Raw genomic sequence first — 7,358 nt, forward strand, 5'->3', positions numbered from 1 at the left:
TAGTCAATGATCGTTCCCACGCTCCGCGTGGGAATGCCGCTGCGGACGCTCTGCGTCCGGCTCTTGAAGTCGTGACGCGGAGCGTCACCGGATGCATTCCCACGCGGAGCGTGGGAACGATCAACTAGCCCTTCAATTCCTTGAGGTGCTTGTAAACCGTCGCCCGTCCCATCCCCAGCACATTGGCCACATAGTTCGAAGCACTCTTGCCCTTGAACGCCCCTTCGGCATGCAACGCCAGCACCAGTTCGCGCTTGTGGTCACGGGTCAGCAGATTCAGGCTCAATTGGCGCTCACGCATCCAGGCATGCAAAAACGTATTGATGCGTTCCTGCCAGTCATCACGAAACAGTGAGTCCGGCTGCGGGATCAGCTTGCTCGGCGACAGGAACAGGTCCAGCGCGGCCTTGGCGTTTGCCAACAGGGAAATATTCAGGTTGATGCACAGCACCGCGAGCCGCTGACCGGTGTGGTCGTGCAGCACCGTGCTGAGGCTGCGAATTTTCTGACCGTCCCAGTTGAGCTTTTCGTACGGCCCGATATTCACTTCGCTGACATCATCGCTGACCATGTCTTCCAGCGCCGAGTCGTCGCCAATGGCCCGCTTCGACAGGTTGTTGGCGATGTAATCAACGGTTTGTGTGCGCAAGTCATGCAGCACCACTTCGGCATGCGGAAAGAACAGCGTGGCGATTGCATCAGCAATCGCGCGGAAATTTTGCATGACCTTGTCGTGTTCGGCGGTGTTCATCAATGCGGCTCCAGGCGGACGGGGGAGAGCATACCAGCGTCCAGGCCGAACCGCGTGAGTGGCTCCGGCAACGGCACGCCGCGCACCAGCGCCGCACTGGCCTGGCCCATCGCCGGTGAGGTCTGGATGCCGTAACCGCCTTGCGCCGCGACCCAGAACAGCCCGGGCACGCGAGGATCAAAGCCCGACAGCAAATCGCCATCGTGCACAAAGCTGCGCAGCCCCGCCCAGGTGCGGGTCGGGCGGCGGATGGTCAGCGTGGTGGCCTCTTCGATCTGGTAGATGCCCATGGCGATGTCCAGTTCTTCGGGCTGTACGTCCTGGGGCTCGACCGGGTCGGCATTGGCTGGCGAGCCGAGGAACATGCCCGCGTCGGGCTTCATGTAAAAGGCCTCGTCGAGGGCTACCAGCATTGGCCAATGGTGCGTGTCCAGGCCCTCGGGCCCGGCGAAAATAAAGGCCGAGCGGCGCTTGGGCTGCAGGCCTATGGACGCCGCACCGGCCAGCCCGCCGATATGGTCGGCCCAGGCCCCGGCGGCATTGATGATGACCGGCGTTGTGTACGTCGCGTCCTGGGTACGCACATGCCACACACCCTCGGCGTCACGGCTCAGGCCCAGCACGTGGCTGTCGGTGCGCACTTCGCTGTGGTTGCGCCGAATACCGCGCAAGTAGCCTTGATGCAGAGCGTCGGTGTCGATGTCGCTGGCGGTAGGGTCGAAGATCGCACCGTGGACTTTTTCCCGGCGCAGGATTGGCAACCGCGCACACGCCTCGTCGGCACTCAGCCGCTGCACCTGCGACACGGTGGCCTTGGCGCTCTGGTATTGGCTTTCCAGTTCCGCCGGGTCGCCGCTGAAGTCCACGGTCATCTCACCACGCGGTGTCAGCAGCGGGTGCTCACAGAAACCCGCCGGCGGGTGATCAAAAAACTCACGACTCGCCAGGGTCAGCGCGCGCACTTGCGGCGTGCCGTAGGCGGCGGTGTAAAGCGCAGCCGAACGCCCGGTGGAGTGATAGGCCGGGTGATTTTCACGCTCCAGCACCAGCACCTTGGCGTGCTGCGATAACCAGAACCCGGTCGACGCGCCCGCAATGCCGCCGCCGATGATGATGAAGTCTGCATGGCTCATGAACGTCTCCTGAAGCGGGTTTAGCGCGGGATGTGGTAAAGCGCGTTGGCCAGGGCCACGTCTTCGAGGCCCAGCCCGATTGAGCGGAAAAACACATGACGGTCGTATTCGGGGCGCGGGACCATGTCGCTGAGCAACTCCGGCAGGTCGCCGATCACGGCACGCTTGTCCCAGCCGTGGCGTTCACTGGCGATCAGCATTTCGCCGGCCGCGCCCGGTGTGGTTTGGCGGTAATCGCAAAATACCTGCATGCCGTTGAGGCTGTGCGGCGGCACTTCATGGGCACGCGGTGCGTTGGTACTGATCGAGGTGATCAGCGCCGGTTTGCTCAGGCGCGACGGGTCGATCACCGGGCCGGCCGACGAGGTGCACAGCAGGATCACGTCGGCGTCTTGCAGGGCCGCATCGCAGGTTGCAGCGAAGGTCAGGCGCGGGTCCAGGCCGTTGAGGCGGGCGAGGGTTTCAGCGCTGGCGTCTCCCAGGCTTGGCGAGTACAGACGCATGCTTTGCCAGTCACGCAGGTTCTGCACATAGCGCACATGCGCCTGGGCGACCTTGCCGCTGCCGATGATTGCCAGGCGCCGCGCTGTGGCGGGTGCCAGTGCGTCCACCGCCAACGCGGTGGTCGCAGCCGTACGCTCGGTAGTCAGTTCGGCTGCATCACAAAGCAGCAGCGGTTGACCGGTATGCATCGACATCAACAGTGTCCAGGCCGTCACCAGCGGCCCCTGCTCGCGCACGATATACGGCGAAGTCTTGACCCCGTACACCTCATCTTCGGCCAGCACGCCCAGGTAATTGATGAAGTCACCGGCACCGTTGGGGAACTCCACCCACTGTTGCGCCGGTTGCACCGCCTGCCCGGCGGCCATGTCGCGGAACAGTTTGTGCAAGACGTGAGGCACGTCGATTTTGGCGAGCAGTTCACGGGCCTGAGCCCGGTTGATCACAAGAGGCGTACTGGACATGGATATTTCCGTATATAAACTATTTTGTCCATTATGGACTTTTAGTTCTGTTGAGCAATATACCCGCGTAAAAAAGGCGGTCGACGCCGCGCTGGCGGGCGCCTCGCTGCATACCCTTCGAAAAAGATTGAAAAATCACATTAAATGTTATTTAAATACCAAAATAATAGCGGCGCGACCGGCTTGGTCGTACCCGCAACAAAAAGGGGTGGCACTGCGCATGACGAATGAACAAGGTTTGATGGAACAGGCAATACAGGCGGCTGGCCGGGCCTATGCGCCGTACTCGGAGTTTCCGGTCGGGGCAGCCTTGTTGACCGCCGACGGCGAAGTGGTGCTGGGCTGCAATGTGGAGAACATCTCCTATGGCCTGACCAACTGTGCCGAGCGCAGCGCCTTGTTCAGCGCCATCAGCCAGGGCCATGCGCCAGGCAGTTTCAAGGCCATGGCGGTGTACGCGCCAAACGTTTCGCTGATAAGCCCTTGCGGTGCCTGCCGCCAGGTGATGCTGGAGTTGATGGCAAAGGATGCGGTGGTGATCTGCCTGGGCAATGACCCGGCGGCCACACGTACCTGGACCCTGGCGCAATTGCTGCCGGGCGCCTTCGACGCTTTCTAATCCCTGGCAGGCCTGCGGGCCTGCATCCGCTTGGTCCACTGTGAGACGCCTGCATGATCAGTCTTGTCGGAATAGCGACGCTTATTGCCATTGCCATTGCTTTATCCCATCAACGCCGCTCAATCAATTGGCGCACGGTCTCGGTAGCCTTTGCGCTGCAGGTCCTGATCGGCGCCTTCGCGCTGTACGTGCCTTGGGGCCAGACGGTGCTGGCCTCGCTCTCCGGTGCGGTGGCCTCGCTGCAGCTCTACGCCAACAAGGGCATCGAGTTTCTGTTCGGTGGCCTGAGTTCACCGCAGATGTTCGAGGTGTTCGGCAACGGTGGGTTTGTGTTCGCCATCCGCGTGCTGCCGATGATCGTGTTCTTCGGCAGCTTTATTTCGGTGCTGTATTACATCGGCGTGATGGGCTGGATCATCCGCCTGGTGGGCGGCGCCCTGCGCCTGTTGCTCGGCACCAGCCGTATCGAGTCGATGGTGGTGACATCGGCGATTTTCATCGGTCAGTCCGAAGTGCCCTTGGTCGTGCGGCCGTTCATTGCCAGGCTGACACGCTCGGAGTTGTTCGCGGTGATGGTCGGTGGTTTCGCCGCCGTGGCCGGTTCGGTACTGCTCGGTTACGCCGGGCTGGGGGTTGAGCTCAAGTACCTGATCGCCGCGTGTTTCATGTCGGCGCCCGGGGCCTTGCTGATGGCCAAACTCATGGAGCCGGAGACCGAAACCGCCAGCACCGAAGAGGTCATCTCGCAGTTGGACCACGGTGAGAATCGCCCCACCAATATCATCGACGCCGCCGCCGAAGGCGCCCAGGTCGGTTTGCGCCTGGCCCTGGCCGTGGGCGCCATGCTGCTCGCGTTTATTGCCTTGATCGCCCTGTTCAACGGGCTGCTGGGCTGGGCCGGCAACTGGTTCGGCTATCCGCAGTTGACCCTGCAACTGGTCCTCGGCTACGTGCTGGCGCCCCTCGCGTTTCTGCTCGGCGTGCCGTGGCACGAAGCCGTGATGGCGGGCGGCTTCATCGGTGAAAAACTGGTGCTCAACGAATTCGTCGCCTATGCCGACCTGTCCAATTACCTGACCCCGGCCAAGGCGGCCGAGGCCGGTGTGCCGCTGCTGTCGGTGCACACCCAGGTGATCGTCACGTTTGCCCTGTGCGGCTTTGCCAACTTGTCTTCGATCGCCATTCAACTTGGCGGCCTGTCCGGAATTGCCCCGCAACGCCGTCAGGAACTGGCGCGGCTGGGCCTGCGGGCGATGATCGGCGGCACGCTGTCGAACCTCATGAGTGCGGCCATCGTCGGCTTTTTCATTGTGCTGTAAGGAGTGCGGTATGTGGTTGCCACAAGAAGTGATTCGGCGTAAGCGCGACGGCCACGCCCTGGCGGCGGCGGATATTCAGCGGTTTGTCGCCGGGATTGCCGACGCCAGCCTCAGCGATGGGCAGGTCGCGGCGTTCGCCATGGCGGTCTTCCTCAAGGGCATGGACGTGACCGAGCGTATCGTCTTCACCGAGGCCATGCGCGATTCCGGCCAGGTGCTGAGCTGGGACTTGCCCGGGCCGGTGGTGGACAAGCATTCCACCGGCGGCGTCGGCGACCTGATCAGCCTGCTGCTGGCGCCGTTGCTCGCGGCCTGCGGCTGTTACGTGCCGATGATTTCCGGGCGTGGCCTGGGGCATACCGGCGGCACCCTGGACAAGCTCGAGAGCATTCCCGGCTATGACTGCCAACCCAGCCCGCAACGGCTGCGCGAAGTGGTGGCTAAGGTCGGCTGCGCCATCATCGGTCAGACAGCCAACCTCGCCCCGGCGGACAAGCGCCTGTACGTGATCCGCGATGTGACCGGCTCGGTGGAGTCGATCGACCTGATCACTGCGTCGATCCTGGGCAAGAAACTCGCCGCCGGCCTCGATGTGTTGATCATGGACGTGAAAACCGGCAACGGCGCCTTCATGGCCGAGGCTGAACAGGCCCGCGAACTGGCGTCGAGTATCGTCGCCGTCGCCAACGGCGCCGGGGTCAATACCCGCGCGCTGATCACCGACATGAACCAGCCGCTGGCGCGCAGTGCCGGGAATGCCCTGGAAGTGGCTGAAGCGGTCGCCGTGCTCAAGGGCGAGGTGCGCAGTGAGCGTTTGTGGGCGGTGACGTTGGCGCTGGCCACCGAGGTACTGACAATGGCCGGCATGGCCCGCGACGAGGCGCAAGCCCGGGATCAACTGCAAGAGGCGTGGCAGAGCGGGGCGGCCCTGCGGCGATTCGGGCAGATGGTCAGCGCCTTGGGCGGCCCGCAGGACTTCACTGAAAACCCCGACGCCTACTTGCCGAAGGCGGCTGTGTCGATGCCGGTGTGGGCCGAAGCTGAGGGACGCGTCACTGAGATCGACACCCGTGCGGTGGGCCTGGCAGTGGTCGCACTGGGCGGCGGACGCAGTCATCCCGATGACGTACTGGACTTGTCCGTAGGCTTCAGCGAGCTGGCCCTGGTGGGTGAACAGGTAAGCGCGCAACGGCCAATCGGGTGGGTTCACGCGCGCGATAAAGCGCAGGCCGAGCAAGGGGCCCGTGCCTTGCGCTCAGCCTATCGACTGGGCGGCGAAAGCCTGCCTGCGCGCGCCTTGATCCAGGCCATCCTATGAGCAAGGCCATCGTGTTGGTGCTCGACTCCTTGGGCATCGGTGCCAGCGCCGACGCTGCCGAGTTTGGCGATACCGGGGCTGACACCTTGCGTCATATCGCCGAGGCCTGTGACCGGGGCGAGGCCGATGGCCCGTCGCGCAGCGGGCCACTGTGCTTGCCGAACCTCGGCGCGTTGGGGTTGGGGGCGGCAGCGGCCGCCAGTGGTGACGGGCCGTTGCCCGGCCATTGGGGCAATGCCGCGCCCATCGGCGCCTTCGGCCATGCCCGCGAGCAATCGTCAGGCAAGGACACACCGTCCGGGCATTGGGAAATGATGGGCGTGCCGGTGTTGTTTGATTGGGGTTATTTCGAGCAACCGGTCGAGTCTTTTCCGCCCCGGTTGCTCGCCGACTTGATCGAAAAGGCCGGGTTGCCCGGCATCCTCGGCAATTGCCATGCCTCAGGCACCACCGTGCTGGACGACTTGGGGGAGGCGCATATCCGCAGCGGCCAGCCGATTTGCTACACCTCGGCCGACAGCGTGTTTCAAATTGCGGCTCATGAAAGCCATTTCGGGCTGGAAGCGCTGTACCGGGTGTGTGAAATCGCGCGCACCTTGTGTGATGAATACACGGTAGGCCGGGTGATTGCCCGGCCATTCACCGGGGAACGCGCGGGTGAGTTTCGCCGCACCGGCAACCGCCGCGACTACACCGTGCCACCGCCCTCGGCGACGTTACTGGATCGCCTGTGTGAAGCGGGCGGCACGGTGCATGCGGTAGGCAAGATCGGTGACATTTTCGCCCACCGCGGCATCAGCCGTTTGTACAAGGCAGACGGCAACGACGCGCTGTTCGACGCCACGCTTGAGGCCTGCCACGCGGCGCCCGACAACAGCCTGGTATTCGCCAACTTCGTCGACTTCGACATGCTCTACGGCCACCGACGCGACCTGGCCGGCTACGCCGCCGCGCTGGAGGCTTTCGACCGTCGGCTACCCGAATTGCTGGCGCGCATGGACGCCCAGACCTTGCTGATCATCAGCGCCGATCACGGTTGCGATCCTTCCCGCCCCGGCAGCGACCATACCCGCGAGCATGTGCCCGTGCTGGCGTACGGCGCGGGATTACCCGCCGGATGGCTGGGTGAGCGCGGCAGCTTTGCCGATATCGGCCAGACCCTGGCGGCGCATTTGGGGTTGGCGCCGTTGGCGTGGGGGCGTTCGTTTCTCTAGTGAGTTTTTTCAAACACCACCGATCCCCTGTGGGAG

General features: G+C 63.6%; 7 protein-coding genes. 4 read left to right on the forward strand and 3 right to left on the reverse strand.

Annotated elements, in window-relative coordinates; translation table 11 throughout:
• Positions 1-124 precede the first annotated feature (124 nt).
• From BFW87_RS22350 to BFW87_RS22360, 3 genes are read right to left on the reverse strand one after another with little or no spacing between them, the layout of a single operon-like run.
• Positions 125-751, reverse strand: coding sequence for a helix-turn-helix transcriptional regulator (locus BFW87_RS22350; RefSeq protein ID WP_078741881.1), 627 nt, complete (start codon positions 749-751; stop codon positions 125-127).
• Positions 751-1,884 (reverse strand): NAD(P)/FAD-dependent oxidoreductase, encoded by a 1,134-nt coding sequence (locus BFW87_RS22355; RefSeq protein WP_078741882.1) that lies wholly within the window; start codon positions 1,882-1,884, stop codon positions 751-753. Before BFW87_RS22355 ends, BFW87_RS22350 begins: the two co-directional genes overlap by 1 nt.
• A gap of 20 nt (positions 1,885-1,904) precedes the next feature.
• Entirely contained in the window at positions 1,905-2,852 is a 948-nt protein-coding gene (locus BFW87_RS22360; protein ID WP_078741883.1) for an ornithine cyclodeaminase family protein, read from the reverse strand.
• Positions 2,853-3,072: 220 nt separating this feature from the next.
• Here BFW87_RS22360 and BFW87_RS22365 point away from each other — a divergent pair, with 220 nt between their 5' ends.
• From BFW87_RS22365 to BFW87_RS22380, 4 genes are read left to right on the forward strand one after another with little or no spacing between them, the layout of a single operon-like run.
• Entirely contained in the window at positions 3,073-3,471 is a 399-nt protein-coding gene (locus BFW87_RS22365; protein WP_078741884.1) for a cytidine deaminase, read from the forward strand.
• Positions 3,472-3,524: 53 nt separating this feature from the next.
• Complete coding sequence (locus BFW87_RS22370) at positions 3,525-4,790, forward strand: NupC/NupG family nucleoside CNT transporter (protein ID WP_078741885.1); 1,266 nt, start codon at positions 3,525-3,527, stop codon at positions 4,788-4,790.
• 10 nt (positions 4,791-4,800) lie between these two features.
• The gene (deoA, locus tag BFW87_RS22375) at positions 4,801-6,108 is read left to right on the forward strand and encodes a thymidine phosphorylase (protein ID WP_078741886.1); all 1,308 of its coding nucleotides are present in this window, start codon (positions 4,801-4,803) and stop codon (positions 6,106-6,108) included.
• Entirely contained in the window at positions 6,105-7,322 is a 1,218-nt protein-coding gene (locus BFW87_RS22380; protein WP_078741887.1) for a phosphopentomutase, read from the forward strand. Before deoA ends, BFW87_RS22380 begins: the two co-directional genes overlap by 4 nt.
• Positions 7,323-7,358 lie beyond the last annotated feature (36 nt).

The sequence above is a fragment of the Pseudomonas fluorescens genome (assembly GCF_002022275.1).
Taxonomy (GTDB): domain Bacteria; phylum Pseudomonadota; class Gammaproteobacteria; order Pseudomonadales; family Pseudomonadaceae; genus Aquipseudomonas; species Aquipseudomonas fluorescens_AJ.